We start from the raw sequence: 25,813 nt of genomic DNA, 5'->3' as shown, positions 1-25,813 counted from the left end.
CGTGTCATCAACGCGGTCGATTACAGGTCCAGCAGCAGGCGTGCGGGATCTTCCAGCGCTTCCTTCATCGCCACCAGACCCAGCACGGCTTCGCGGCCGTCGATGATGCGGTGGTCGTAGGACATGGCCAGGTAGTTCATCGGGCGGACGACGACTTGGCCGTTCTCCACCACGGCACGATCCTTGGTGGCGTGCACGCCCAGGATGGCCGATTGCGGCGGGTTGATGATGGGGGTGGACAGCATCGAGCCGAACGTACCGCCGTTCGAGATCGAGAACGTGCCGCCGGTCAGGTCGTCGAGCGTCAGCTTGCCATCCTTGGCCTTCTGGCCGAATTCGGCAATCTTCTTCTCGATGTCGGCCAGGCTCATCTGGTCGGCGTTACGCAGGATGGGCACCACCAGGCCGCGCGGCGAACCGACAGCGATACCGATGTCGAAGTAGCCGTGGTAGACGATGTCGTTGCCGTCCACCGATGCGTTGATGATCGGGTACTTCTTCAGCGCGTGGACAGCCGCCTTCACGAAGAACGACATGAAACCGAGCTTCACGCCGTGGGTCTTCTCGAACTGGTCCTTGAACTTGGCGCGCAAGTCCATCACCGGCTTCATGTTGACTTCGTTGAAGGTGGTGAGGATGGCGTTGGTCGATTGCGACTGCACCAGGCGCTCGGCGATACGGGCGCGCAGGCGGCTCATCGGCACGCGCTCTTCCGGACGATCACCCAGCACGGCAAAGTCGACCGGTGCCGCGACTTGCTGCAGGGCCGGACGCGCAGCTTGCGGAGCGGCGGCCGTCGCCGGCTTGGCACCACCAGCCACGGCGCCCAGGACGTCGCCCTTGGTGATGCGGCCATCGCGGCCCGTGCCAGCCACCTGGCCAGCCGACAGGTTGTTCTCAGCCATCAGCTTGGCAGCCGACGGCATGGCCACGCCGCCCGTGGCGGCAGCAGCCGGAGCCGCGGCAGCCGGTGCGGGGGCGGCAGCGGCAGGCGCCGGAGCGGCAGCGGCCGGAGCAGCTGCACCCGCCTTGCCTTCGGTATCGATCTTGGCCAGCAGCTGTTCCGACGTGACAGTCGCGCCGTCCGCCACCAGCACTTCAGCCAGCACGCCAGCCGACGGGGCCGGCACTTCCAGCACGACCTTGTCGGTCTCGACTTCGATCAGGATTTCGTCCTGGGCCACGGCTTCGCCCGGCTTCTTCTTCCAGGAGATCAGCGTGCCCTCTTCAACGGACTCGGAAAACTGCGGGACCTTGACATCAACGATAGCCATTTCGGTGGTTCCTTGAATTCATGTGTGCGCGCCCCTGTTCGGCGGGGGCGCGCCTTGATGCGATGTACGGTGGAATTCGGGAGCGAGGACACATCGGGGCGGCAGCGCCTGCCCCGATGCGCTCTTGTCGCTTACTTGTTCAGCACGAAGCCCTTGAGCTTGGCGAATGCCGCATCGATCAGCGCCTTCTGCTGCTCGTTGTGCTTCGCGTAGTAGCCCACGGCCGGCGATGCCGAGGCCGGGCGGCCTGCGTAGCCCAGCTTCTGACCCTCGGCCATGTTCTCCATGATGTAGTGCTGCACGAAGAACCAGGCGCCCTGGTTTTGCGGTTCGTCCTGGCACCACACCACTTCAGCGAGGTTCGGATACTTCTTCAGCTCGGCTGCGAACGCCTTGTGCGGGAACGGATAGAGCTGTTCCACACGGATGATGGCCGTATCGGTCAGGCCACGTTCCTTACGGGCGTTGACCAGGTCGTAGTAGACCTTGCCCGAGCAGGCCACGACGCGCTTGACCTTGGCGGCGTTCAGATCTTCGGCCGTATCGGCGATCACCGTTTCGAAATGGCCCTTGGCCAGATCCGACAGCGGCGACACAGCGTCCTTGCTACGCAGCAGCGACTTCGGCGTCAGGATGATCAGCGGCTTGCGGAACATCCGGATCATCTGGCGACGCAGCAGGTGGAAGATCTGTGCCGGCGTGGTCGGCTGCACCACTTGCATGTTGTGGTCTGCGCAGAGCTGCAGGTAGCGCTCCAGGCGTGCCGAGCTGTGCTCCGGACCTTGGCCTTCGTAGCCATGCGGAAGCATCAGCGTCAGGCCGGAGGCGCGGCCCCACTTCACTTCGCCCGACGAGATGAACTGGTCGATCACCACCTGTGCGCCGTTGGCGAAGTCGCCGAACTGGGCTTCCCAGATCACCAGGGTGTTCGGCTCTGCCGACGAATAGCCGTACTCGAAGCCCATCACGGCCTCTTCCGAGAGCACCGAGTCGATCACGGTGAACGGAGCCTGGCTGTCCGACACATTCTGCAGGGGAACGTAGCTGCCGGCATCCCAGCGCTCGCGGTTCTGGTCGTGCAGCACCGCGTGACGGTGCGTGAACGTGCCGCGACCGGCATCCTGGCCGGTGATGCGCACCGGGTATCCCGAAGCCACCAGCGAGGCGAAGGCGAGGTGCTCGCCCATGCCCCAGTCCAGCGACAGGTCGCCCTTGCCCATCTTGGCGCGGTTGTTGACGACGTTCTCCACCAGCGGGTGCAGCTTGAAGTGCTCGGGAATCGTGGTGATGCGCTCGGCCAGTCGCTTGAGTTCGGCCATCGGCACAGCGGTATCGGCCGAGTCCGTCCACTTGCGGTTCAGGAACGGCATCCAGTCCACGGCGAACTTGTTCTTGAAGTTCGACAGGACGGGGTCGACCGTGTGCTTGCCGGCGTCCATGGCGGCGCGGTATTCCTGCACCAGGCCATCCGGCTCTTCGGTCTTGAGGGTGTTCTGCGTCACAAGCTTGTCTGCGTACAGCTTGCGCGTGCCGGGGTGCGTGCCGATCTTCTTGTACATCAGCGGCTGCGTCATCGCCGGCGTGTCTTGCTCGTTGTGGCCGAGCTTGCGGTAGCAGATGATGTCAACCGCGATGTCCTTCTTGAACTCCGTGCGGTAGTCAATGGCCAGTTGCATGGCCAGCACGACGGCTTCCGGATCATCACCGTTCACGTGCAGCACCGGCGCTTCGATCATCTTGACCACGTCGGTGCAATACAGCGTCGAGCGCGTATCGCGCGGGTCCGACGTGGTGAAGCCGATCTGGTTGTTGATGACGATATGGATCGTGCCGCCCGTACCGTAGCCGCGCGTTTGCGCAAGGTTCAGGGTTTCCATCACGACACCCTGGCCAGCGAACGCCGCATCACCGTGCACTTGCACGGCCAGCACTTGCGCGCCGGTCTTGTCGTCACGGCGCTCCTGGCGTGCCTTGACCGAGCCTTCCACGACCGGGTTGACGATTTCCAGATGCGACGGGTTGAACGCCAGCGAAAGGTGAACGGGGCCGCCAGGGGTGGTCACGTCGCTCGAGAAGCCCTTGTGGTACTTCACATCGCCGGCCGGAAGATCGTCCACGTGCTTGCCTTCGAATTCGGCAAACAGGTCGGCCGGCATCTTGCCCAGCGTGTTCACCAGCACATTCAGGCGGCCGCGGTGGGCCATGCCGATCACGATTTCCTGCACGCCCTTGGCGCCGGCGTGCTGGATCAGTTCATCCATGGCCGCGATGAAGCTCTCGCCGCCTTCCAGCGAGAAGCGCTTCTGGCCGACGTACTTCGTATGCAGGAAGCGCTCGAGACCTTCAGCGGCTGTCAGCCGTTCGAGGATGTGCTTCTTCTTTTCGGCCGAGAAGGTCGGCTTGGAGCGAATCGACTCCAGGCGCTCTTGCCACCAGCGCTTCTGCGCCTGGTCGCTGATGTACATGAATTCGGCGCCGATCGAGCCGCAGTACGTCTCGCGCAGGTTGTTCACCAGCTCGCGCAGGCTCATCGTTTCCTTGCCGAAATACGTGTTGCTGGCATTGAAGACGATGTCCTGATCCGCTTCGGTGAAACCATAGAAGGCCGGGTCCAGATCCGGCACCGGCGGGCGCTCCTGGCGCTTGAGCGGATCCAGATCGGCCCAGCGCAGGCCCACGTTGCGGTACGCGGCAATCAGCTGCGTCGCGGCCACGCGCTTGCGACCCATGTCGGAATCGGCAGACGCGACAATCGTCTTGATCGGGCCGGACTTGGCGCGCTCAGCAAACGACGTGATGATGGGGGCGTGGGGGATATCCCGGGCGTTGGAACCGTCAACAGCGGGAACGTTCTGCAGCGCATCGAAATACGCGCGCAGTGCCTCGCTGACGGACGTGGGATCTTGAAGATAGGCTTCGTACTGATCTTCAACGTATGCGGCATTGCCGCCGGACAGGTACGAAGTATCCAGGTACTGCTTATACAGCTCAGTCATCGGGCGCTCACCTTTCTCCGGGTCTGCCGGAGTTCAGCGGGTTTATCAACCTTCCGCGACACGGCTTGACCGGTTAGCGGATCGCAAACTTTGAATCGCCTGGAATCACCTGGTCGGACCGGATCGCGTATTGCGGGAAAGATGGTGCCGAGACAGCTTTTACAGACAAGTTGTGCGGGAAGGACCTAAGTCTTCACGGGCAGGAAGCATAGCACGTTTATCAGGAATATTCCGATTCTTTGACATGACAAACGACCGTTGTTCGGGCATGTCAAAGCATCGGTTTCATCACATTTCCGCAGGCGAAATCTGGCCCACCCAATCGGTGATCAGGCCGTCCAGTCCGGCGCTCCACAGCAAGCGGGCACGCTCCATGTCGTTGACCGTGTAGCAGCAGACGCGGAAACCCGCCGCATGCGCCGTCGCGATGATCTCCGGCGTCAGTTCGCGATGATTGGCATCCAGGGCGACACAGTCCAGCGCACGCAGGCGATCCAGCCAGTCGCTGGGCAATTTGTCGAGCAGGAGCGCGCGCGGCAATTCCGGTGCCGCCTCGCGAGCCGCTGCCAGCGCCTCTTCGGAAAACGACGAGAGCAATGGCGGCACGTCCGCGCCGGCCCACAGGGCGCGTGCATCCAGCGCCACCGCTGCCCCGGTACGCCATTCGGCGCCGGGCACCGGCTTGATCTCTATGTTGGCGAGGAAACTGTTGGCGCGCAGATAGCGCGCGATCGCCGCCAGCGTCGGCACCGGTTCACCGGCGTACGCCGGGCTGTGCCAGCTACCGGCATCCAGTTGCACGATCTGAGCAAGCGTGAGTGCATCGAGGCGGCCGCTGCCATTGGTGGTGCGCTCCAGCGTGGCGTCATGCAACAGCACGGCGACGCCGTCGCCCGACAGCTTGACGTCGAATTCGAACATGCGATAACCGAACGATGCGCCATGACGGAACGCGGCCAGCGTGTTCTCCGGAGCCAGCTTGCCCGCTCCACGATGCGCAATGGCTCGCGGATACGGCCAGGCCGGCAAGTTGCGTGCGCCGCTCATGCCAGCGCCTCGATGCGCCGGGTGGTGTGCGGATCAAACCAGTGCAGGTGCTCCGCCGAAGCCGTGACAGGCAGCCTGTCACCGCCCTGCACCCTGGCATGCGGCTCCAGGCGCACGACGATCGGATGACCCGCCAGCGAACCGTATGCGAAGGCATCTGCGCCGAGGGCTTCGACCACACGCACGTCAATGAACGCAATGGCCTGGTCGGGCGCGCACGGCTCGATATGTTCCGGCCGCAATCCCATCAGTGCTTGCTCGGGGAGGTGCAGGCCCATCGGCAGGTGGCCGAGCGTTGCGCAAGCCACGCCCTCCTTCGCGCCATCGACGCGAATCTGCGGCCCCCCCCCTGCCTGGCGCGACACGGGCACGAGGTTCATCGGAGGAGAGCCGATGAAGCCAGCCACGAACGTACTGGCCGGGCGCGAGTACACCTCCAGCGGCGTGCCGATCTGTTCGACCCGCCCCGCATTGAGCACCATCATGCGATCGGCCAGCGTCATGGCTTCAACCTGATCGTGCGTGACATACAGGCTCGTCGTGCGCAGGCGCCGATGCAACTCTTTCAACTCGAGTCGCATCTGCACCCGCAGCTTGGCATCGAGGTTGGACAGCGGTTCGTCAAACAGGAACACGGCAGGCTCCCGCACGATCGCGCGACCCATGGCCACGCGCTGGCGCTGTCCACCGGACAACTGGCGCGGCTTGCGATCCAGCAGCTTGCCAAGTTCGAGAATGCCTGCAGCCTGCTGCACGCGCGCCTGGATGTCGCTCTTTGGCAGGCCGCGAATCTTCAGGCCGTAGGCCATGTTGTCGAACACGGTCATATGCGGATACAGCGCGTAGTTCTGGAACACCATCGCGATGTCGCGCTCTGCCGGTTCCAACTCGTTGACGACGCGATCGCCGATCCACACTTCGCCGCCCGTGATCGGCTCAAGGCCCGCCACCATGCGCAGCAATGTGGACTTGCCGCAGCCCGAGGGCCCGACGATGACGATGAACTCCCCATCGCCGATTTCCATGTCGATGCCGTGCACGACCTGGAGGTTGGCGTAGTGCTTCTGAACGTTGCGTAGCGACAGTTTTGCCATCTTGCTTCTTTTACTTTTCGGTTTCGACGAGGCCCTTCACGAACCACCGCTGCATGCCGATCACCACGGCCGCGGGCGGCAGCATGGCGAGCATCACGACGGCCATCAGCAGGTTCCAGTCGGTGGCGGAATCCCCCGAGCGGGAGATCATCTGGGTCACGCCCAGCACGATGGGTGTCATGTTCTTCTCGGTCGTGATCAGCAATGGCCAGAGGTACTGGTTCCAGCCATAGATGAACTGGATGACGAACAGCGCTGCAATGCTGGTGCGCGACAGCGGCAGGACCACGTCCCAGAAAAACTTGAGCGGCCCTGCCCCATCAATACGCGCGGCCTCCGCCAGCTCATCGGGAATGGTCAGGAAGAATTGCCGGAACAGGAACGTCGCCGTCGCCGACGCAATGATCGGAATCGTCAGGCCAAAGTAGCTGTTGAGCATGCCGAGGTCCGACACGACCTTGTAGGTCGGCAGGATGCGGACCTCCACCGGCAGCATCAACGTGACGAAGATGAGCCAGAAGAACGTCTTGCGCAGCGGAAAGCGGAAGTAGACGATCGCGAAGGCGGAGATGATGGAGATCGCGATCTTCCCGAGCGAGATGCCCAGCGCCATGATCAGGCTGTTCATCAGCATGGTGCCGACCGGCGTGGCGGAGTTGCCCATGCCGTGCGTGAGCACTTCGCGATAGTTCTCGATCAGGTGCGGCCCGGGAATCAACGTCATTGGCGCCTGCAGCACCTCTTCGGTGGTCAGCGACGAGGCAACGAAGACCACATATACCGGAAAGGCGACGATGACCACGCCCAGGATCAGCACAACGTGGGTGAGGAAGTCCAGGAATGGACGGCGTTCGATCATGGTCCGCTCCTTAGTATTGAACCTTGCGCTCGACGTAGCGGAACTGCACGATCGTCAGCACGATCACGAGGCCCATGAGGATCACCGACTGCGCCGCGGAGCCGCCGATGTCCAGCCCGCGCACGCCGTCCTGGTAGACCTTGAAGACGAGCGTTTCGGTCGCCTTGAACGGCCCCCCTTGCGTCACCGAATCGATGATGGCGAAGGTATCGAAGAACGCGTACACGACGTTGACGACCATCAGGAAGAACGTGGTGGGCGACAGCAGCGGGAAGACGATCGACCAGAAGCGCTTCCATGGTCCCGCGCCGTCGATCGCTGCCGCCTCGATCAGCGATTTCGGGATGCTCTGCAACCCGGCCAGGAAGAACAGGAAGTTGTAGCTGATCTGCTTCCACGCCGCGATGATCACGACCAGCAACAGCGCCTGGTTGCCGTTGAGCACGAAATTCCAGTCCACCCCCAGCTTCCGGATCACGAACGACACGATGCCCAGCGACGGATTGAACAGGAAGCTCCACAGCACGCCCGCCACGGCCGGCGCGACCGCGTACGGCCAGATCAGCAGCGTCTTGTAGAACGTGGCGCCGCGCAAGGCGCGATCGGCGAAGTACGCCAGGGCCAGCGACGTGCCCAGACCCACCAGCGTCACGCCGATGGCAAATACCGCCGTGGTCTTGAATGACTCGAGATACGTCGGATCGGCAAAGAGATCGCGAAAGTTCTCCAGTCCGACAAATTCAAGATTGATGCCGAAGGCATCCTGACGCAGCAATGACTGATACAGCGCCTGTCCCGCCGGCCAGAAGAAGAACACCAGGGTAATGACGATCTGCGGCGCTACCAGCACGTAAGGCAGCCAGCGCGATCGGAAAACGACGCGTTTTTCCATGCGACATTCCAAAAACGCACCGCCGGCCGGTGCAGGTGCACGTGGCCGGCGGTTGACGACGAGCGCCGAGGGGCGCTTATTCCTTGACGGTCTTTTCGAAGCGGGCGAGCAGTTCGTTGCCGCGCGCCACCGCTGTGTCGAGCGCTTCCTTCGGCGACTTCTTGCCAGCCCAGACGGCTTCGAGTTCCTCGTCGATCACCTGGCGGATCTGCGGGAAGTTGCCCAGGCGGATGCCGCGCGACTTGTCGGTCGTCTTGACGATCATCTGCTTGACGGCCACGTCGGCACCCGGGTTCTTATCGTAGTAGCCGGACTTCTTGGTCAGCTCGTAGGCAGCCATCGTGACAGGCAGGTAGCCGGTCGACTGGTGCCAGTCAGACTGAATGTCCGGACGCGAGAGGAAGGTAAAAAACTTGGCCACCCCCTTGTACTCCTCGGCCTTGTGACCGCCCATCACCCACAGCGAAGCGCCGCCGATGATGGTGTTCTGCGGGGCGCCGGGCACGCCTGCCTCGTAGGGCAGCGGCGCCGGGCTGAACGCGAACTTGGTACCCACGCCCTTGCGGATATTCGCCAGCGCCGCCGACGAACCCGTGTGCATGGCGCACTCGCCCGCGATGAACTTCGCCTTCGGCTCGTCCTTGCGGCCGGCGTAGGTGAAGTAACCCTTCTTCTCCATGTCCAGCAGGTTCTGGATGTGCTGGACCTGCACCGGGCCGTTGAACACCAGCCGCGCCTTCGGGCCGCCAAAGCCGTTGTTCTCGGTCGCGAACGACACGTTGTGCCATGCCGAGAAACTTTCCAGATGTACCCACGATTGCCAGTCGGTCGTATAACCGCACTGGAAGCCCGCGGCCTTCAGCTTGGCCGCGTCGATAGCCACTTCCTGCCACGTTGCGGGCGGCTTGTTCGGGTCAAGGCCGGCCTTCTTGAAGGCGTCCTTGTTGTAATACATGATCGTGGTCGAACTGTTGAACGGGAACGACAGCATCTCGCCCTTGTTCGACGTGTAGTAGCCGGCCACGGCAGGCACATAGGCCTTCGGGTCGAACTTCTCACCAGCGTCCTTCATGACCTTGGCCACCGGCACGATGGCGCCCTTGGCGTTCATCATCGTCGCGGTGCCCACCTCGAATACCTGAAGAATGGCCGGCGCGTTGCCGGCGCGGAAGGCTGCGATGCCTGCCGCCAGCGACTCATCGTACTGACCCTTGTAGACCGGTACGATCTTATAGTCGGACTGACTGGCGTTGAACTTGTTGGCGATCTCGTTCACCTTGTCGTTCAAGGCGCCTTCCATCGAGTGCCACCACTGGATTTCCGTCACTGCGTACGCGGCCTGCGCAAACGTACACGCGGCCAGCACTGCAGCTGCCCCCGCAATCTTCTTGACCGTCATCATTTCTCCTTGTTTTCGGACCTGGCGGCTCCCTCGCTCGCCCACGGTGCACCGACTCTATAAGAACGATCGGGCATTTTTATGACAGCGGGATGTTACTTCTCTTTCTGTCACAAAGAAATTGGGAAAACCCTCCAAGGTTTGGGGCGCGCCGGCCGTTAGAATGCATCACAGCCATCCTCTTTTTGCGCTCGCAGCATGCTCGCCCAACCCACCCCGCCCACTACCCCGGACTCGCCTGAAATCTCGCCCGCCATTGCCGCGCGACGCGTTCCGCAAGCCCTGCACCAGCTCCCCGATGACGCACTGCGGAACATCAAGGGCGTGTTCACCGACGTGGATGGCACACTCACCACGCGCGGCAAGCTGCCTGCGCAGACCTACTCGGCGCTGGAGCGCCTGCACCGCGCAGGCATCAAGATCGTTCCGGTGACGGGCCGCTCGATCGCCTGGTGCGAAGTCATCGCGCGCCTGTGGCCCGTGGATGCGGTCATCGGCGAGAACGGTGCGTTCGCCATGCGCATCGACGCTCGTGGACACCTGGCGACCGATTTCGTTGATGATGCCCAGACGCGCCATCGCAATCTCGAGCGGATCCGCGAAATCGGGTCCGAGATCCTGCGCGCAGTCCCGGGCGCGGCGCTTGCCTCCGACCAGGCCTGGCATGCGGCCGATCTTGCCATCGACCATGCCGAGCAGGTGCCGCCCCTGCCGCAGAATGCCGTGCAGCATATCGTCGACATCATGCGTACGCATGGCATGCATGCCACCGTCAGCTCGATCCACGTCAACGGCTGGTTCGGCAAGCACGACAAGCTCAGCGCAAGCGTGTCGCTGGCCCGCCGTGCCTTCGGCATCGACCTGCATACCGAGCGCGAGCAGTGGGTATTCGTGGGCGACTCAGCCAACGACGCGGCGATGTTCGAGTTCTTTCCACTCTCGGCAGGGGTGGCCAACGTTCTGGACGTGATCGATGCGCTGCCCGTACCGCCGGCGTATCTGACCTCCGCCGAAGGCGGCGACGGTTTCGCCGAAGTGGCCGAGCGCATTCTTGGCGCACGTGCCCCTGCCCTGCCGCCGCCGCGTGCCTGAAGCCTCGGCACCCCCGCGGCTTCGTCAGCGCTTCGTCGGGCGCCATTCGGTGCAGCCTGCCGCATACGGCACGGTGCTTGCGCCACGATGGGGCGTTGCACCGCTTTGCATCATGTGATCGCCTCACAACGGTGCATGCGGAGGCAACGTCCCTGCAACGCCCTGACAGGAGGCTTCCCATGCAAACCCAGGAAATGCGCCGACGGTTCGAACACGCTGAAAGCGCCATCGCGCAACTTGCACAAACCTGTGCAGCCCACCAGAACGTGCCCGACGCTCTGAAGCAATCGATCCAGCAACTGGACCAACAGGCCCGCGAATGTCACGCCCGCGTGCAGTCGGGGAATGAGCAAACCGTCATCGAAGCGGTAGACAAGCTCGAAGTCTGCTCCGACCGGGCGAAGCTGGCCTGCCAGCACGCTGACAAGGTGGATCCGACCGTGCAGTCTGCCGTCATGCGCACACATCAGACCCTCTCTCAGCTCAAGCACAGCCTGCACTGAGCTGCGGGCGAGCGGCAAAAAAAGGCGGATTCCCTCTTCGGAAATCCGCCCAATCCCAATCGCCAAGCTCGACGATATTCTGTGAGGCCGGCTTCAACCGCGCGTCAGTCGAAGCCGAGCTCCTGCAATTTGCGTGTGATGGTGTTGCGGCCGATGCCCAGACGCGTAGCCGCTTCCACGCGGCGCCCGCGCGTGACGCTCAGCGCCGCTTCAAGAATCGCCTTCTCGAAGCGGCGTGTCAGCGCATCCATCACCTCGGGCTGACCGGCTTCGAGCATCGCCTTGGCCTCGCCCGCAAGCGCACGCTCCCAACCCGCTACCGAGGAAGCGCCCGCGGCGGCTGTCCCTGCCATCGCGTCGCTTGATGGCGCGGCGCCATACGGCTCGCCGCCCTGTGAAGGTTCGGAAACGAAGAGCGGACGCGCCGTGGCGACGTCGCCCATGGCTGGCAGCATCTGCGCGTTGCCCCGCACTAGATCGGCCGGCAGATCCTTGATCTCGATGGTCTGCGCCGGCGCCATGACGGTGAGCCAGTTGCACAGGTTTTCGAGCTGCCGCACGTTGCCCGGGAACGGCAGCGTGGCGACATGCGCCAGGGCCTCATCCGACATGCGCTTGGGCTCCACACCCAGCTCCTTGGCGCTCTTCTGCAAGAAGTGGCGCGCCAGCAGGGTGATGTCTTCCGGGCGCTCGCGCAGCGCCGGCAAGCGCAGCCGGATCACGTTCAGGCGGTGGAACAAGTCCTCCCGGAACAGGCCATCCTTGACGCGCGTCTCCAGGTTCTGATGCGTGGCCGCGATGACGCGCACATTGGCCTTGAGCGGGTTATGACCGCCAACGCGATAGAAGTGGCCATCCGACAGCACGCGGAGCAGGCGCGTCTGCAGGTCGAATGGCATGTCGCCGATTTCATCGAGGAACAGCGTCCCGCCCTCTGCCTGTTCGAAGCGGCCGCGTCGCATGGTCTGCGCGCCGGTAAAGGCGCCCCGCTCGTGGCCAAAGAGTTCGGATTCCAGCAGGTCTTTGGGGATCGCCGCGGTGTTCAGCGCGATGAACGGGCCGCTGGCACGCGGGCTGTGCTTGTGCAGCGCGCGCGCCACCAGCTCCTTGCCGGTGCCCGATTCGCCGGTGATCAGCACCGTCACGTTGGACTGCGACAGCCGCCCGATCGCGCGGAACACGTCCTGCATGGCCGGCGCCTGCCCGAGGATCTCGGGCGCATCGCTCAGGCGATCGTCGATTTCCTCTTCGCGCAGGCTCTCTTCCAGCGCGCGGCGGATCAGCTCGACCGCGCGATCCACGTCGAATGGCTTGGCGAGGTATTCAAACGCGCCGCCCTGGAACGCAGCCACGGCACTATCAAGATCGGAATACGCGGTCATGATGATGACCGGCAGCCCCGGATGCCTGGCCTTGATGGCCTGGAGCAGATCGAGCCCCGAGCCGCCCGGCATGCGGACATCGGAAATCAGGACCTGGGGCGTTTCTTCGTCCAGCGCGTTGAGCGCATCCCGAACGTTGGTGAAGCTTCGCGACAGCAGGCTCTCGCGCGCCAGCGCTTTCTCAAGGACCCAGCGGATGGATTGATCGTCGTCGACTATCCAGATTGGCTTCATGTGTTGGTTCGTCTGCTTGACTTCGTCTTGCCTGGGCCCGCGCACCCTGCGCTCAATGCAGGGGCACGAGAATGCGGAAATCCGTCTGGCCTGGCCTGCTCTCGCATTCGATCAGGCCGTCGTGCTGCTGCACGAACGTCTGCGCGAGTGTCAGGCCCAGCCCGCTTCCCCCTTCCCGTCCTGACACAAGCGGGAAAAAGATGCGCTCGCGTATGTCGTCCGGGATACCAGGACCGTTGTCCACCACATGCAAGTCCAATGCCAGCTTGTACAGACGTTTGGCAATCGTGACTTTTCTTGCGACACGTGTGCGCAAGATGATTTCTGCATCGCCCTGCGCGATGCGCGGCCCCAGCGCATGCGCGGCGTTATGGACGATATTGAGCACCGCCTGGATCAGCTGTTCCTTGTCGCCGCGAAACTCAGGCAGGCTTGCGTCGTAATCGCGCACGATGCGCAGTCCCTGCGGAAACTCGGCCAGCACCACCGAGCGCACACGCTCGAGCACCTCGTGGATGTTCACGTCACCCACGATATGCGGGTGCCGGTGCGGCTCCAGCAGGCGATCCACCAGCGTCTGCAGCCGATCGGATTCCTTGATGATGACCTGCGTGTACTCGCGCAACGACCGCTCCGGGAGTTCGAACTCCAGCAATTGCGCAGCGCCTCGGATGCCGCCGAGCGGATTCTTGATCTCGTGCGCAAGGTTACGGATCAGTTCCTTGTTGGCGGAGGTCAGGTCCAGCAGGCGTTCTTCGCGTTCGCTCCGAATCTTCTGCTCGTTCGGCAGCAGCTCCATCAGTACGGCGCCGGGCTCAAAATCGACCGCGCCCACCACTGCGTGCGCGTGCAGGGGTTCGTGACCCGGCCGCTCGAGCGATACATCGCGCCGCTTGGCATCGAACTGGCGCCCCGCCACCGTGGCGATCATCTCGGCAAGCTCCGAAGGATCGGCAAACAGCTCGTGCAGCGACATCTCCACCAGTTGGCGGCGCGACACCGCCAACGCAGCCTCAGCGGCCGGGTTGGCGTAGAAGATCGTCAGCGCCGGATAACGGATGAACAGGATGGGGTTGGGCACAGCATCAAGCCCGGGGTACGACGGGGGCCCGCTGTGCGAGAAGGGAATGGGCGGCGGCCCATCGATGGTTTCGCCGGGAGGCACGCCCAACCCGGCGAATGACGCTGACGGCGCGGAGGGCGTCGTCTGTTCCTGTTCATCGCGGGGGGCCGCTTTGCGGATCAGTCGACGCATCGTTCAGCTACTCCTTGAGGTTGCCCAGCTCCCGGCGGATGGAATCGACATTGGCTTGGCTGCGCTCGATGTCGCTCTTCAACTGCGCGGTGCGGTCCAGATACTTCTGATAGTTACGTTCATTGCCCTGGCGCTCGGGCTGACCATTGTTGTACTCGGCCTGCAACGCCTGCAGCTTGCGGTCTTCTTCGGCCAGTTCGGCTTCCAGCACTTGACGGCGTTCGCTGTCGCGCGCCTTCTGGGTAGCGCTGTCCACGCGCGGGAAGCCGCCACCCGCATTGCCCTGCGCCGGTGCAGGCGCGGCACCGGCACTGCGCGGGCTGCGCGTGCCTGGTACGGTCACCACGTCGGGCAGCACCAGCTTCCTGCAACCCTTCACGTTGCCGCTGTTACGGTACTCCGGCACACCGTTCGGGCCCGTGCACAAATAAACATCGTCGGCGAACGCGGGCGCCTGCAAGGACATAAGCCCGAGCGCCGCCATGGCGGCAAGCAGTCCGGATGCGATGCGTGGAGAAAGACGGAGCATGGATGGAATCTGGCTGAAACGTCGGTCGGTCGCCGGAGACCGGCAGACGATCATTCTAGCCACAAACCCCGCCTTCACAAAAAGGAAGGGCGACCTGAGCCGCCCTCCCTTCACAACCGTCGCTTCGCCCCGACACATCGATCGGGGCGCTCGCCAATTACAGCGAGTAGTACATCTCGAACTCGACCGGGTGCGTCGTCATGCGGAAACGCGTGACTTCTTCCATCTTCAGCTCGATATAGGCATCGATCATCGAGTTGGTGAACACACCGCCGCGGGTCAGGAACTCGCGATCCTTGTCCAGGTACTCGAGGGCCTGATCCAGGCTCGAGCACACGGTCGGGATCTTTGCGTCTTCTTCCGGCGGCAGGTCGTACAGGTTCTTGTCGGCAGCTTCGCCCGGGTGGATCTTGTTCTGCACGCCATCCAGGCCGGCCATCATCAGTGCCGAGAAGCCCAGGTACGGGTTCATCAGCGGATCCGGGAAGCGCGTTTCGATACGACGGCCCTTCGGGTTCGCAACGTACGGAATACGGATCGAAGCCGAGCGGTTGCGTGCCGAGTAAGCCAGCTTGACCGGAGCCTCGAAGCCCGGCACCAGACGCTTGTACGAGTTCGTACCCGGGTTGGTGATGGCGTTCAGCGCGCGAGCGTGCTTGATGATGCCGCCGATGTAGTACAGCGCGAATTCCGACAGACCGGCGTAGCCGTTGCCTGCGAACAGGTTCTGGCCATCCTTCCAGATCGACTGGTGCACGTGCATGCCCGAACCGTTGTCGCCCACGACCGGCTTCGGCATGAACGTGGCGGTCTTGCCATAGGTGTGTGCGACGTTCTGGATCACGTACTTTTGCAGTTGGGTCCAGTCGGCGCGTTGCACCAGCGTGCTGAACTTCGTGCCGATTTCGTTCTGGCCCTGGCCTGCCACTTCATGGTGGTGCACCTCAACCGGAATGCCCAGCGATTCCAGGATCAGGCACATTTCCGAGCGGATGTCTTGGAACGTGTCGATCGGGGCAACCGGGAAGTAGCCGCCCTTCTTGCCCGGACGATGGCCCGAGTTGCCGTGCTCGAATTCCTTGCCCGACGACCACGGCGCTTCTTCGGATTGGATCTTCACGAAGCAGCCTTGCATGTCGACGTTCCAGGTCACGCCGTCGAAGATGAAGAATTCGGGTTCCGGACCGAAGAAGGCGGTATCGCCCAGGCCCGTGCTCTTCAGGTACGCTTCAGCGCGCTTGGCGATCGAGCGCGGGTCGCGGTCGTAGCCCTTGCCGTCCGAGGGCTCGACCACGTCGCAGGTCAGCACGAGGGTCGGTTCTTCGTAGAACGGGTCAACGTGGGCGGTGTTCGAATCCGGCATCAGCAGCATGTCCGAGGCTTCGATACCCTTCCAGCCGGCAATCGACGAGCCGTCGAATGCGTGGCCGCTTTCGAACTTGTCTTCGTCGAAATGCGAAACGGGGACCGAGACGTGCTGCTCCTTACCCTTGGTGTCGGTGAAGCGGAAATCGACGAACTTGACGTCGTTTTCCTTCACGAGCTTCATCACGTCTGCAATGCTTTGGGACATGCCATTCTCCTGGTAGCGCAATAACGCAAAGTATTGTGAGCCGGATGTGTGACGGATCAGCGCGATCCGTCCCCACCCCGAAACATCTTCTTCCTCGCAAGGTCGTCCGACATGCCGAACGCCCTTGAAAAAGACCGCGGGAATCTTAGCAGAAAGCATGCCAATTGCGGCCAGCTGACGGGCATGAACTCCCGCAAATAGTGCAGCCCCTTGCGAGCCCACGCAAGACGCGGTACGCCGCCCCTCGCCGTCAGCCTCAAGGTGCTGCACTGACAACTTTTCTTCCTGACCGTCGTTGTTCACGAAAGAAAGTCAACGCACATAAACGGTGCACAGAAATCGAGACTGCACCAATGCGGGGCTCGCTTATTCGCATTGCACCGTTTCTGGGATTTTGACCCGAGAGGCTGGTAGGCGGCGCTAGAATAAGCCCTTTCCATCCCGCCCATTGCCATGACTGCCACCACACTCACACGTGAGTCTTTGCTGGAAGCGGCCGCTGCCCGCCGTGAAGCCGACCAGCTGCAGTATTTCGGCGCCCTGTCGCCCCAGGAGGCTGCCGCCCTGTTGGCTGCCGATCCGCAGGCGCGCCTGGTCGACGTGCGAACCCGTGCTGAGCTCGATTGGGTCGGTACGCCGGACGTGTCGCCCGATCAGTTTGTGCATGTGGAATGGAACCAGTACCCGGGCGGCGTGCGCAACCCGAACTTCCTCAGCGCACTGGAGGCGTCCGTCCCGAAGGATGCTCCGGTACTCTTTCTGTGCCGCAGCGCGGCCCGCTCCAAGCATGCGGCAGTGGCTGCCGCGCAAGCGGGCTACAGGCACGCGATGGATGTACTGGAAGGCTTCGAAGGGGCCAAGGACGGCGAAGGTCACCGTAAGACCGTGGAAGGCTGGTGCTTCCGCGGCCTGCCGTGGCACGGCGCCTGACCCTGCCGGCTACGACGTTCCGGGCGCCGTTGCGGCTTCCGTATCGATGACCTCGCCGCCGAGCGCGAGCGCGCCTTCGCGCAGAATCGCATAAGCCGCGGCGACGCGCTCCGGCGCGCCCTTCACGCCCAGATCGATATGCGAGCGCGCATAGCGCTCGCCCCTCGCGGCATCGCCCACGCTGGGCAAGCTGAACACCTTTACGCCATCGAATTCGGCTTCGATACGCTCCATCAGGGGGGTCAGCCGGGATTCCGGCAGACCGAACACCAGAAACGAGCGCTCCTCGCGCGGGGCACGGTGGAACTGATCGGCGTAGTAGGTATCGAGCACCCACTCCATCATCGGCCACGCCATGACCGGAAAGCCCGGCATGAAGTGGTGGTGCGCTACCGAAAAGCCCGGGATACGGTTGTAGCTGTTGGGGATGATGCGCGCTCCCTCAGGAAACTCGCCCATCTTGAACCGGTGCTGGTTCTCGGGTGTGGAAAGATCGGCCTTGACCGGGTCGCCGGCGGATGTCTCGGCGATGCGCCGTGCAATCTGCTCGCGCGCATCGGGGTGCAGGATGAGCGGCACGCCGAGCGCGGCGGCAGCGCATTGGCGGGTGTGGTCATCCGGTGTAGCACCGATGCCGCCGGTGCAGAACACCACGTCATCGCCAGCAAACGTGCGCTTGAGCACGCTGGTGATGCGCGCAGGCTGGTCGCCGACATACTCGGCCCATTCCAGCGTCAGGCCGCGCGCGCCGAGCACTTCGATCAGCTTGCGCAGATGCTTGTCTTCGCGGCGGCCAGAGAGGATCTCGTCGCCGATGATGATCATGCCGAATGCCATGTCAGTCCTCGTTACTCGCGGGGCAGTTCAATGGTCGCGACTTCAATGATGCCAGCTTCGACCATCCGCGCAGGCGGCGCCTCGGCCCTCAGGCGCGTCAGTGCGCGCAGGCAGAAATGACCAAACCACAGCGCGGAAAAAATGAAGATCAGCACGTAGAGCCAGATGACCGCGATGGCAATGATCGGAAACAACACGATGGTCACCACCGACGATACCCACAGCAGCGTCGGCGCAGAGCCGAGCATGCCAACCGCGACGCCGATACCCAGCAGCGGCAGGCGATAACGCTGCATGATCGCGCGGCGCTCCTCTGCCGTGGCGTGATCGGCAAGGGCATCGTAGGTCATCACGCGATAGGTCAGCCAGCCCCACAACAAGGGCGGAATCAGCGCAAAGAAGGGCGGGATCAACCACAGTGGCAAAGTCACGACCGCCACGGCGATGAACACCAGCGTGCACAGCAAGGCATGCAATACGCTACCCGCAAGCGAGCCGCCCTTGCGACGCTCGAGCTGGGGGTAGCTGCGCTCCAAAAAGCGCATGACCCGCGGCACCACCGTCACGCTCACGAAGACGAGGATCGACACCACGATCACCGGCACCAGCAGCGTGATCACGAGCAGCGGCGCGATGGCCGACCATAGACCCGCCATGCCGATGGCATTGAGGCCGCTCTTGATCCAGCCCATGAAGGTCCAGCTCTCGACCGCGTTTCTGGCGATGCCGTTCATTGCATCCCAGCCGAAATACAGGACGGCGCCCCACAACAGCAGCGCAACAACGAACGGAAGCACCGTCAGGAACAGCATGCGCGGATGCAATTGCGACAGCAGCGCACGGCCAAACGAGCGGATCAGGTCGTTCATGCGAAAACCGGAAGATGGAGAGGGAGACAGCCTAGCACAGCAGGCCGACATGCCGCCGGCCGGTTCTTGAGGCGCAGCTTATGCGCGGCGGAACAGGCGTTTGAGGCCGAGCCATTGCTGACGCAGCACGCCGCGCCCGTAATCACGCGAACGGCCTTGTGGTGCAGGAAGCTGATCACGGATGCCCGTAGCGTGGAACTCGGGCGAAAAGACGGCGGTGCCAAACAACATGTCCCACCAGGGGAACAAGACACCGAAGTTGCAGCCGCCGAGCACGCCCGGCTTGCCCTGCACTTCGTGCCCGATACCGATGGCATGGTGCAACCGATGGAACCGCGGCGAGATCAGCAGGCGCTCACCCAGCCAGCCGAAATGCAATCGCACGTTGGCGTGCTGCAGGCTTTGCAGGAGCTGCGAAATGGCGACCAGCAGGACGTACTGCGACGGCTCCACCCCGATGACAAGCGCGGCGACCGCAAATACGGCCCCGCGCAGCACGTCATCGATGATGTGATTGCGGTTATCCGACCATAGCGTCATCTGCCGCTGGCTGTGGTGCAGCGCGTGCAGGCTCCACCACCAGTCAAACTTGTGCGAGAGACGGTGATACCAGTAATCGAGCAGATCGAACAACAGCAGGTAAATGCAGAAGCTGACGATGGCAATGGACGTGACGCCCGGCCACCAGTCTTCGACATTCAGGTGAGCCCATCCCCAGAAGCGCAGCTTGCCGTCGAGACGGTCGATCAACGGCTGCAGCGTGAAGAACATCAGCAGCGGAAAGAAGCCGAGCCGATGAAACAGTGTGTAGATGATGTCAGCGCGCACGGCCTTGCGGTCGTGCATCGGCTCGACCGGGCGCCAGCGCTCGAGCGGCCGGAACACCAGCAACAGCACGGCAATCTGCACCAACCCCATCAGCAGCCATTCGGTGCCCGGGTAAGCGTCTTCCACGTATCCGCCCAGACCAACGGCATAGGTCACCGGCATCACGACGTACTGGAACAGCAAGTCCTGCGTCTGGGTGAAGGTGTCGGCAATCCAGTCAAGCATGGCGAAGCGATCAGCGTGCGGCCGGATGCGTGGCAAACCAGGCCTTGTACTGCGGATGGTCGCGCAGCGTGGCGAAGCAGAATCCCTTGCGTTCCAGCCCTGTAATCAACGGCTCGAGATCGGCGGGCGCCCATGGGTCCTTGCGCGACCAGATGCCCAGGTGCGCCACCGCAATGTCCCCATCGCGCAGATTGGCCAGGGCCTTGTCCAGCAGCATCGCGTTCGGGTAGCGCTCGGACGGCAGTTCGTCGCCCAGGAAACCTGCCGACGCCCATGCCACGTGCGCATAGCCGCACTGCTTGGCCCACGCCTCGGTCGTCGCGGACAGATGACCACCCGGCGCACGCCACAACGGATCCATTGGCAGCCCGGTCATGGCCTTGAATCGGTCAGCGCTGCGCTTGAGTTCGGCACAGAATTCTGGCTCACCCCAGACGACGTTGCGACCGCCCTGCTCGCCGAACTGCGGGCGGAAGCGCACCTTGCCGGCACCCGCCTCGCCCTTGTAGTAGACGTGGTCGAACGTGTGCGTACCGAAGGCGTGACCGTCCGCGGCCAGCGACTTCCAGTAGGGCGCCCAGGCCTCATCCAGCGTGCTGTCTCCGTGGATGGTTTTCTCGTTGGCGAGGAAGAACGTCGCGTGGATCCGGTGCCGGCGCAGCGTGTCGGCAATCAGCTGTGCCTGGCTCATGCTGCCGGTATCGAAGGTCAGGTAAATCGTACCCTTGCACGCGCCAGCGTTGACGCCGCCAGGTGCCGCTGCCGCCAGCGCACACACACCCAGCGCAGCCATGGCGGCCGCCTTGCGCAGCATCGACAGGCCGATGTTCATGATCGTCACACCTTAAATGAGCGGAGCACGCGAGCGGAAGTAGATACCGTGCGGCGAGCGTCCGACCTTGATCTCGTCCACCACCTTGCGGCTCGCCACGTCGACGATCGCCACGCGCTTGGCCCAGCGGCAAGTCACCCAGAGCTGTTTGCCATCCGCAGTCAGTTCCATGTCATCGGGACCCGGAGGCAGGCCGGTGATGTCACCGACCTTGGTCAGCGTTTGCTCGTCGATGATGCTGATCGTGCCCGACACGCGGTTGGACAGGAACACATGCCGCTTGTCACCCACCGCGCGGAAGTTATGCGCCGCCTTGCCGGTCTGGATGCGCTTGACGCTGGTACGCGTGCGCCAGTCGATCACCTCGACGTAGTCGGCGCCGGTCATGCCCACAAGCAGGTACTTCTGGTCCGGCGTCACCCACACGCCTGCCGGCGCGGAGCCGGAGGTCATGCGCCACATCACGGTCTGCGTAGGCAGATCGATGGCGACGATTTCGTTCGAATCCTGCAGCGTGACGAATGCCACCTTGCTGTCAGCGGTAAAGGCGATGTGGCTGGGCGTCTTGGCCAGCGGCAACTGCTTGGCGATGGTCAGCGCGTGGCCATCCCAACGGTAGATGTCGACGCGATCCAGGCGGTTGCCCGTCGTCAGAAACCACTTTTGGTCCGGCGAAAAACCGATCTGATACGGGTCATCGATGTGTGGCACGCGTTGCTGAATCTTGCCGGTGAGCGGGTCGAGGAAGACCAGCTCGTTACCAACCGCGTTGGCAACGATCAGCGACTTCTCATCTGGCGTGACAATCAGGTGGTGCGGCTCCTTACCGATTGGGAAGGTCTCCAGGACCTTGCGCGTGTCCTTGTCGATCAAGGTGACGCTGGCATCGCCTGAATTGAGGACGGTGACGACTTCACCACGCGCCGTGTGAGCCGCTGCAAGGAGCGCAGCAGACAGGGCAAGCGTAGAGAACCAGCGGGAAGCAAAGGAGGCGCGCGAGGCAGACATGACGATACGATTCAGCAACTTAGCCAGTCATTCTAACGCTCGCCCTCAAGCCAACGCTGACAGAAATCAAAAAAAGAAAGCGGGAACTTTCCGTGCCCGCGGGCAAACATCGCCACTATCGCTGCATCGACTCCCACACCTTCTGCAACCGTTTGACCGACATCGGTACCGGCGTGCGCAATTCCTGCGCAAACAAGGCGATGCGCAGCTCTTCCAGCATCCAGCGGAACTCCTCCATGCGCGGGTCGTTACCGCCCTGCCCTTGCACGCGCAATGCCTTTTCAGCGCGCTGGTATTGCTGGATGAGTGGCGTCATCTCCTGCATGCGCTGCGTATCGCGTGACGGATCCGCCTTGAGCTTGTCGATGCGCAGTGCAATCCCCTTCAGGTAGCGCGGGAAATGCGTCAACTGCGCATATGGCGTCGCCTCGATGAAGCGCTTGTGCATGAGCGCCTTCAACTGCGCGTCAATATCGGCATGGGCAGCGGCAAACGGCTTGGCGATCTGCAGCTTGCGCGGCAATTGCGCGTATTCGGCCAGGATGGCACCAACCAGCCGTGCGATCTCCTGCGCGAGCAGCGTCAATCGGGCCCGGCTCTCATCCTTGCGCGCACCGAAGGTGGCGTCGTCGGTGGGCAGCGGGTCCTGCAGGCAAGCGCGCTCGAGCGTCGCATCCAGGATCTGGTTGCGCAGGTCATCCTGCGTGCCCAGATTCATGAACTGGATGGCCATCTGCGACAGCCCGGGAATGTTCTTTTCCAGATACTTCAACGGCTCACGCAGTTGAATGGCAAACAACCGGCGCAAACCCAGCCGGTGGATGCGCGCCGCCTCGGCCGGATCGTCGAAGACTTCCACGTTGCAGTGATCGCCAGCGGCGACCAGCGCCGGATAGCCAAACAGCGTCTGACTGCCCTTGCGGATTTCCAGCAGCTCTGGAAGTGCACCAAAGTTCCAGGTGGTCAACCCGGAATACAGCGCCGCATTGGCCGGTGCCTCACTCTTGCCGGCCTTGCCCGGTTTGCCGCTCTCGCCCTGTGCGCCAACGACGGACGCGTCCTTGGCGGCGATCGACTGAAACGTCTGCTGTGCCCGTCCGCCCAGTTCGGCACGCAATTGGGCGAGGTTGCGCCCCATGTCGAGCTGACGGCCGTGCTCGTCGATCACCTTGAAGTTCATGAAGTGATGCGCGGGCAGCGTTTCGAGCTTGAAGTCGGCGCGCTTGAGCGGCGTGCCGGTCTGCTCGCGCACGTCGGCGATCAGGCGGTCGAGCAGGTCGCCGTCGCCCAGCCTGACGCGCGAGACAAAGCCGGCCGCGTAATCCGGCAGCGGCACACAGTGGCGGCGCAGCTTTTGCGGCAGGCTCTTGAGCAGAAGATGCACCTTCTCCTTCAGCATGCCGGGCACCAGCCATTCGGCGCGCAAGGCGGGCACCTGGTTGAGCGCATACAGCGGCACCGTGAGGGTCACGCCATCACGCGGGCTGCCTGGCTCGAAGTGGTAGGTCAGCCCCATGTCGATGCCCGCGATCGGTAACGTCTTGGGGAACAGGTCCGTCGTGATGCCGGCCGCCTCGTGGCGCATCAGATCATCGCGATTCAGGTACAGCAGCTTCTGGCTGCCCTTGGCGGCCTCGGCATACCACCGTTCGAAAGCGACAGTGTTGTGGATGTCGGCTGGAACCTGGCTGTCGTAGAACGCGTAGATCAGCTCGTCGTCGACGAGCACGTCCTGGCGACGCGATTTGTGCTCGAGGTTCTCAATTTCACGCACGAGGCGCTGGTTTTGCGTGAAGAACGGCAGGCGCGTTTCGAACTCCCCATCGACCAGCGCGCGGCGGATGAACAGCTCTCGTGCTTCCCTGGGCTGCATGGGCCCGAAATGCACGCGTCGCTGCTGGTACACCGGCAGACCGTACAGCGTGCCGCGTTCGAACGCCATCACCTGTCCGGCCTTTTTCTCCCAATGGGGGTCGCTCCACGACACCTTCAACAGATGCGCGCCGACCTTCTCCACCCATTCGGGTTCGATGCGGGCCAGCGTCCGGCCGAACAAGCGGCTTGTCTCGACCAGCTCGCCCGCCATCACCCACTTGCCAGCCTTGCGCGAGATGGCGGAGCCCGGCCACAGAAAGAACTTGATGCCGCGCGCTCCAAGATATTCACGGCCCTTTCCATCGGCCTCTTCAATGCGCACGCCGATGTTGCCGAGCAACCCCGTCAGCAGCGCCAGGTGCAACTGCTCGTAGGTCGGATCGGACGCATTGAGCTTCCAGCCTTGCTCGGCCACCGTGGTGTGCAGCTGCGAATGCACGTCGCGCCACTCTCGCAACCGCACGTGCGACAGAAAGTGCAAGCGGCAACTTTCCTGCAGCTGCTTGTTGGACTTCTTGTGCGCGACAGCCTCTTCAAACCATTTCCAGAGCTTCACCCAGCCCAGGAATTCGGACTTTTCGTCGACAAACTGACGGTGCGCCTGGTCTGCCTGCTGCTGCAATTCCTGCGGGCGCTCGCGCGGATCCTGCACCGACAATGCACTGGCGATGATGAGCATTTCGCGCAGACACTGGTGATCGCGTCCGGCCAGGATCATCCGCGCCACGCGCGGGTCCAACGGCAGCCGCGCGAGCTGCTTGCCCAGCGGCGTCAACGCATTCTCGTCATCGACGGCGCCGAGCTCCTGCAGGAGCTGATAACCGTCGGCAATCGCCCGGCCAAGCGGCGGTTCGATGAACGGAAATTGCTCGACGTCGGTCAGGCGCAGCGCCTTCATCCGCAGAATGACCGCCGCCAGCGACGAACGCAGGATTTCCGGATCGGTAAAGCGCGGCCGCGCGATGAAGTCTGCCTCTTCGTACAGGCGAATGCACACACCATCCGCCACCCGGCCGCAGCGGCCGGCACGCTGATTGGCTGCCGCCTGCGAGACCGGCTCGATCTGCAGCTGCTCGACCTTGTTTCGATACGAATAGCGCTTGACGCGCGCCAGCCCCGTATCGACCACGTAGCGAATGCCCGGCACCGTCAGCGACGTCTCGGCCACGTTGGTTGCCAGCACGATGCGGCGCGCATTGGACGGCTTGAAAACACGTTCCTGCTCCTGCACGGACAAGCGCGCAAACAGCGGAAGAATCTCGGTATGCGCGGGATGATGCTTGCGCAGCGCCTCGGCGGCCTCGCGAATCTCACGCTCGCCCGGCAGGAAGATCAGAACGTCGCCCGGGCCTTCGCGCGCGAGTTCGTCGACCGCATCGACGATGCCGTCGTACAGGTCGCGCTCCTTGTCTTTTTCGTCCCGCTGGACCGGGCGGTAGCGCACTTCCACGGGGTACAGCCGGCCGCTCACTTCGATGATGGGCGCCGGCCCCTTCGGTCCCGCAAAGTGCTCGGCAAACCGCTGTGCGTCGATGGTGGCCGAAGTAATGATGACCTTCAGGTCCGGCCGGCGCGGCAGAAGCTGCTTGAGATAGCCGATCAGGAAGTCGATGTTGAGGCTGCGTTCGTGCGCCTCGTCGATGATGATCGTGTCGTAGGCGCGCAGCAGCGGATCGTTCTGCGTCTCGGCCAGCAGGATCCCGTCGGTCATCAGCTTGACCGATGCACCCGCCGACAGCGTGTCGTTGAAGCGCACCTGGAAACCCACGTGCTCACCCACCGGCGTCCCGATTTCCTGCGCGATGCGCTTGGCCGTCGACGTGGCGGCAATCCGCCTCGGCTGCGTGTGCCCGATCAGTCCGGTGCCGCCGGCGCCAATGCCGCGCCCGATCGACAGGCAGATCTTCGGCAACTGCGTGGTCTTGCCCGATCCGGTTTCGCCGGAAACAATCACCACCTGGTTGGCGGCGATGGCCCGGGCGATTTCGTCGCGCCGGGCCGACACGGGCAGCGCTTCCGGAAACGTAATCGGCGGCACCCGGTTGGCACGCGCGCGGCGCGCCTCCAGCGCGGCGGCGAGCTGCTCGGACGTAGGCTTGGGGCGGCGCGGCGGACGACCGTTGCCGCCGGGCCTGCGCTCGTGCGGCGGGGTGTCTTTGGGCGATTTCGGTGAGGGCGCTGCCGGGCGTGGCCGGGGCGGCTGGGCATGGGAATCTGACATCGGGCGGGATTATAATCCGCGCATCTTTCCTGCACCGGCCGCGCCCCTGCGCCACCCTC

20 protein-coding genes are annotated in these 25,813 nt (G+C 63.3%); 3 read left to right on the top strand and 17 right to left on the bottom strand.

Annotation, left to right across the window (positions count from 1 at the left end):
• Positions 1–20 precede the first annotated feature (20 nt).
• The 7 genes from odhB to ugpB all read right to left on the bottom strand — a co-directional run bounded on the left by odhB (position 21) and on the right by ugpB (position 9,561).
• Positions 21–1,274 carry a 2-oxoglutarate dehydrogenase complex dihydrolipoyllysine-residue succinyltransferase gene (gene odhB / locus R2N03_RS17840; protein ID WP_316659157.1) on the bottom strand — a complete coding sequence of 418 codons (1,254 nt, stop codon included), beginning with the start codon at positions 1,272–1,274 and terminating at the stop codon, positions 21–23.
• Between the two features lie 131 nt (positions 1,275–1,405).
• Positions 1,406–4,270 (bottom strand): 2-oxoglutarate dehydrogenase E1 component, encoded by a 2,865-nt coding sequence (locus R2N03_RS17835; protein WP_316659156.1) that lies wholly within the window; start codon positions 4,268–4,270, stop codon positions 1,406–1,408.
• Between the two features lie 288 nt (positions 4,271–4,558).
• Entirely contained in the window at positions 4,559–5,317 is a 759-nt protein-coding gene (ugpQ, locus tag R2N03_RS17830; protein WP_316659155.1) for a glycerophosphodiester phosphodiesterase, read from the bottom strand.
• Complete coding sequence (locus R2N03_RS17825) at positions 5,314–6,411, bottom strand: sn-glycerol-3-phosphate import ATP-binding protein UgpC (RefSeq protein WP_316659154.1); 1,098 nt, start codon at positions 6,409–6,411, stop codon at positions 5,314–5,316. Before R2N03_RS17825 ends, ugpQ begins: the two co-directional genes overlap by 4 nt.
• 10 nt (positions 6,412–6,421) lie before the next feature.
• On the bottom strand, positions 6,422–7,270 hold the full coding sequence (gene ugpE, locus R2N03_RS17820; protein WP_316659153.1) for a sn-glycerol-3-phosphate ABC transporter permease UgpE: 849 nt from the start codon (positions 7,268–7,270) through the stop codon (positions 6,422–6,424).
• A 10-nt stretch (positions 7,271–7,280) separates the two neighbouring features.
• Positions 7,281–8,162: a sn-glycerol-3-phosphate ABC transporter permease UgpA gene (ugpA, locus tag R2N03_RS17815; RefSeq protein WP_316659152.1), complete on the bottom strand. Its 882-nt coding sequence runs from the start codon at positions 8,160–8,162 to the stop codon at positions 7,281–7,283.
• 76 nt (positions 8,163–8,238) lie between these two features.
• On the bottom strand, positions 8,239–9,561 hold the full coding sequence (ugpB, locus tag R2N03_RS17810; RefSeq protein ID WP_316659200.1) for a sn-glycerol-3-phosphate ABC transporter substrate-binding protein UgpB: 1,323 nt from the start codon (positions 9,559–9,561) through the stop codon (positions 8,239–8,241).
• A gap of 198 nt (positions 9,562–9,759) precedes the next feature.
• Here ugpB and R2N03_RS17805 point away from each other — a divergent pair, with 198 nt between their 5' ends.
• Positions 9,760–10,653, top strand: coding sequence for an HAD-IIB family hydrolase (locus R2N03_RS17805; RefSeq protein ID WP_316659151.1), 894 nt, complete (start codon positions 9,760–9,762; stop codon positions 10,651–10,653).
• A gap of 179 nt (positions 10,654–10,832) precedes the next feature.
• Complete coding sequence (locus R2N03_RS17800; RefSeq protein ID WP_316659150.1) at positions 10,833–11,156, top strand: hypothetical protein; 324 nt, start codon at positions 10,833–10,835, stop codon at positions 11,154–11,156.
• A 104-nt stretch (positions 11,157–11,260) separates the two neighbouring features.
• Here R2N03_RS17800 and ntrC read toward each other — a convergent pair whose 3' ends face one another.
• From ntrC to R2N03_RS17780, 4 genes are all read right to left on the bottom strand, one after another.
• The gene (gene ntrC / locus R2N03_RS17795; RefSeq protein ID WP_316659149.1) at positions 11,261–12,772 is read right to left on the bottom strand and encodes a nitrogen regulation protein NR(I); all 1,512 of its coding nucleotides are present in this window, start codon (positions 12,770–12,772) and stop codon (positions 11,261–11,263) included.
• A gap of 52 nt (positions 12,773–12,824) precedes the next feature.
• Positions 12,825–14,027: a nitrogen regulation protein NR(II) gene (gene glnL, locus R2N03_RS17790; RefSeq protein ID WP_316659147.1), complete on the bottom strand. Its 1,203-nt coding sequence runs from the start codon at positions 14,025–14,027 to the stop codon at positions 12,825–12,827.
• 7 nt (positions 14,028–14,034) lie between these two features.
• Positions 14,035–14,556, bottom strand: a complete 522-nt coding sequence (locus tag R2N03_RS17785) for a DUF4124 domain-containing protein (RefSeq protein ID WP_316659145.1) — start codon at positions 14,554–14,556, stop codon at positions 14,035–14,037.
• Positions 14,557–14,713: 157 nt separating this feature from the next.
• Positions 14,714–16,129 (bottom strand): 3-hydroxylaminophenol mutase, encoded by a 1,416-nt coding sequence (locus R2N03_RS17780; protein WP_316659144.1) that lies wholly within the window; start codon positions 16,127–16,129, stop codon positions 14,714–14,716.
• A 453-nt stretch (positions 16,130–16,582) separates the two neighbouring features.
• Between R2N03_RS17780 and R2N03_RS17775 the strand changes: the two genes are divergently transcribed.
• Positions 16,583–17,059 carry a rhodanese-like domain-containing protein gene (locus R2N03_RS17775; protein WP_316659143.1) on the top strand — a complete coding sequence of 159 codons (477 nt, stop codon included), beginning with the start codon at positions 16,583–16,585 and terminating at the stop codon, positions 17,057–17,059.
• A gap of 9 nt (positions 17,060–17,068) precedes the next feature.
• Here the strand turns inward: R2N03_RS17775 and R2N03_RS17770 are convergent, their stop codons facing one another.
• From R2N03_RS17770 to hrpA, 6 genes are all read right to left on the bottom strand, one after another.
• Positions 17,069–17,896, bottom strand: a complete 828-nt coding sequence (locus R2N03_RS17770; protein ID WP_316659142.1) for a competence/damage-inducible protein A — start codon at positions 17,894–17,896, stop codon at positions 17,069–17,071.
• Between the two features lie 11 nt (positions 17,897–17,907).
• Positions 17,908–18,765 (bottom strand): EI24 domain-containing protein, encoded by an 858-nt coding sequence (locus tag R2N03_RS17765; RefSeq protein WP_316659140.1) that lies wholly within the window; start codon positions 18,763–18,765, stop codon positions 17,908–17,910.
• Between the two features lie 78 nt (positions 18,766–18,843).
• Positions 18,844–19,818, bottom strand: coding sequence for a sterol desaturase family protein (locus R2N03_RS17760; RefSeq protein WP_316659138.1), 975 nt, complete (start codon positions 19,816–19,818; stop codon positions 18,844–18,846).
• A 10-nt stretch (positions 19,819–19,828) separates the two neighbouring features.
• Positions 19,829–20,650: a polysaccharide deacetylase family protein gene (locus R2N03_RS17755; RefSeq protein ID WP_316659137.1), complete on the bottom strand. Its 822-nt coding sequence runs from the start codon at positions 20,648–20,650 to the stop codon at positions 19,829–19,831.
• Between the two features lie 12 nt (positions 20,651–20,662).
• Complete coding sequence (locus tag R2N03_RS17750; protein ID WP_316659136.1) at positions 20,663–21,658, bottom strand: YVTN family beta-propeller repeat protein; 996 nt, start codon at positions 21,656–21,658, stop codon at positions 20,663–20,665.
• A 115-nt stretch (positions 21,659–21,773) separates the two neighbouring features.
• Positions 21,774–25,754 (bottom strand): ATP-dependent RNA helicase HrpA, encoded by a 3,981-nt coding sequence (hrpA, locus tag R2N03_RS17745; protein WP_316659135.1) that lies wholly within the window; start codon positions 25,752–25,754, stop codon positions 21,774–21,776.
• Between the last annotated feature and the right edge of the window lie 59 nt (positions 25,755–25,813).

This window comes from Ralstonia condita, assembly GCF_958405655.1.
In the GTDB taxonomy this organism is placed as follows: domain Bacteria; phylum Pseudomonadota; class Gammaproteobacteria; order Burkholderiales; family Burkholderiaceae; genus Ralstonia; species Ralstonia condita.
Note: the sequence above shows the minus strand (reverse complement) of the source record. Positions and strands in the feature narration are given on the sequence as shown.